Below are 2,465 nucleotides of genomic sequence, written 5' to 3'. Positions count from 1 at the left end.
GGGGGTGGACCACGTCGGGATCGGGAGCGACTTCGACGGCATGACGCCCCCGCCCGACATCCCGAGCGTCGAGTACTACCCACGCCTGTTCGAGGCCCTCGAGTCCCGGGGCTGGAGCCGTGACGAACTGCGGAAACTCGCCCGGGGCAACGCGCTTCGCGTGCTGCGCGACACCCGGGACGCTGCTCGTTCCTGAGCCCCGGCCATCTCGCGGGACGGTCAGCAGAAGCCCGCGCTGACCTTCTCGCGCTCCCGCACCGGGCCCCAGTCGGCCGGCTGGCAGGTGGTTTCGAGCACCGACATCCACATGTCGCCGTTGGGGTCGATCTGGTTGCGGCGGCTCGTCATCAGGGGCAGCGGGACGTGCACGAAGCGCCGCCGCCAGCGCGCGACGGCGGCTTCGGTGCGACCGGCCATGGCCGCGTGCACCGCGGCATGGGCCAGCCGCAGGCAGTAGACGCTGTCGTAGGCGTTCGCGGCGATGCTGCGGATCGCATAGCTCGGGTCGATGTACCGGATCGTGGGCGCGAGACCGACCGTGGTCATGTGGTCGGTGATGGCCTTCTTCAGAAGCTCGTCGATGTTGCCGAGCTTGAGGTTGCCCGAGGCGTCGGTGGCGCGGCCGTCGCGCGGCGGCAGGCCCTGGCCGTCAAGGAGGTCCTGGCCCGCCCCCTCGGCGAGGACGATCACCACGTAACCCTTGGATCGCACGAGATGCTCGGCGTGGGCGAGCACACCGTCCTCGCCCTCGAGCGCGAACGGGACCTCGGGGATCAGGACCATGTCCGCGGCACTGGCGGCCAACGCGGCGTAGCTGGCGATGAACCCCGAGTGGCGGCCCATCAACTTCACGATCCCGACGCCGTTCGGGCTGGCCGCGGCTTCGACCGCGACCGCGGAGATGAACTCGGTGGCGCGCGCGAACGCGCTCTGGAACCCGAACGACTGGTCGGTGAAGGGCAGGTCGTTGTCGATCGTCTTCGGGACCCCGATGACGGCGATGTCGAGACCGCGCGCCCGGATCGCCTCGCTGATGCTCGTCGCGGCGCGCATCCCACCGTCGCCGCCGATGACGAACAGCATGTCGACGCCACGTGCCACGAGGCTGTCGACCATCTCGTCGGCGTCCTGCCCGCCGCGCGAGCTGCCCAGGATGGTGCCGCCCGAGTTGTGGATGTCGCGGACGCCGTCCACCGTCAGCTCCACGGTGTGGTCGCGGTGTTCGGCCGTCAGTCCCCGGAGGCCGTGGCGGAAGCCCAGGATCCGCTTGGCCCGGTAGTGCACGACGAGCTCCTGGACGAGGCCGCGGATGACGTTGTTGAGGCCCGGGCACAGCCCCCCGCAGGTGACGACTCCCGCGGTCACCTCCGTGGGGTCGAAGTAGATCTTGCGGCGCGGGCCGGCGGCTTCGAAGCTCGGGACCTCGGCGGGCGGAAGATCGTGCTCGGCCAGCATCGAGACGGTGTCCTCGAGCAGGACCCGGTCGCCTTCCGCGACGTAGTGCGGCGAGGTCTCCTTGACGGCGGCCATCTCGGCCAACGGCGAGTCGTAGTCACACTCGCCGAGGTCACGGACGCGGAGGTCTTCCAAGTGCAGCGTCACCGAATCTCCTTGATCATCCCGGCGCGGTCATTCGAAGGTGGTGTGGGTGATGTGGCGGATCTGACCTCGGGAGATCAGCAGCGACTCGACGACGGTCGTACCGCCTCCGATACGCGGCCGCCCGAGGATGGGCCCGCCGTTGACCCCGCTGGCGACGAAGAAGGCCTCGCCCGCCACGAGCTCGGCACAGTCGTAGACGCGGTCGAGGGACATGCCCGCCGCACGGATGGCGCCCGCCTCGTCGTCGCGTTGCGGAGCCAGCCGGCCGAGCATGCCGCCGCCCAGTGCGCCGACCGCCGCGGCCGTCATCACCCCCTCCGGCGTGCCGCCGACCCCGAGGAGGAGGTCGATGTCGAGGGTCGGCATCAGCACCGCCAGGGCCCCGCCGACGTCGCCGCCCGCCGGTGTCTGCACCGACGCGCCCGCCTGCAGGACGCGGGCGATCAGATCCTTGTGCCGCGGCTTGTCCATGATGACGACGCGCAGGTCACCGACCTGCTTGCCGAGCGCCTCGGCGACCTTGGCCAGGGTCTTCTCCGGCGGGTCGTCGAGGTCGACGACGCCCTTCGCGCGCGGCGGAACGACGATCTTGTCCATGTAGAACCCGGGCCCGGGCGACCACAGCGTGCCTGCTTCGCCGAACGCGATGGTGGCCAGGGAACCGGGCAGGTCCCGCGCGCAGAACGAGGTCCCCTCGAGCGGATCGACGGCGATGTCGAAGTCGGGTCCGCGGCCGTTGCCGACCACTTCGCCGTTGAACAGCATCGGGGCGTCGTCCTTCTCGCCCTCCCCGATGACGACCGTTCCCCGCCCCGGCGCGTCGGCCAGGGCCGCGCGCATGGCCGTGGTCGCCGCCCCGTCGG

The 2,465-nt window shown here is 70.9% G+C and carries 3 protein-coding genes; 1 reads left to right on the top strand and 2 read right to left on the bottom strand.

Annotation, left to right across the window (positions count from 1 at the left end; genetic code table 11):
* On the top strand, positions 1-196 hold a 196-nt coding region (locus I4I78_RS31890; protein WP_218615227.1), incomplete at its 5' end, for a membrane dipeptidase.
* A 23-nt stretch (positions 197-219) separates the two neighbouring features.
* Here the strand turns inward: I4I78_RS31890 and I4I78_RS31885 are convergent.
* Both I4I78_RS31885 and I4I78_RS31880 read right to left on the bottom strand, forming a co-directional pair.
* Complete coding sequence (locus I4I78_RS31885) at positions 220-1,602, bottom strand: ATP-dependent 6-phosphofructokinase (RefSeq protein WP_218615226.1); 1,383 nt, start codon at positions 1,600-1,602, stop codon at positions 220-222.
* A 27-nt stretch (positions 1,603-1,629) separates the two neighbouring features.
* A partial coding sequence (locus I4I78_RS31880) for a fructose-bisphosphatase class II family protein (protein WP_218615225.1) occupies positions 1,630-2,465 on the bottom strand: 836 nt, incomplete at its 5' end.

Source organism: Pseudonocardia sp. KRD291 (assembly GCF_019263595.1).
GTDB lineage: Bacteria > Actinomycetota > Actinomycetes > Mycobacteriales > Pseudonocardiaceae > Pseudonocardia.
Note: the sequence above shows the minus strand (reverse complement) of the source record. Positions and strands in the feature narration are given on the sequence as shown.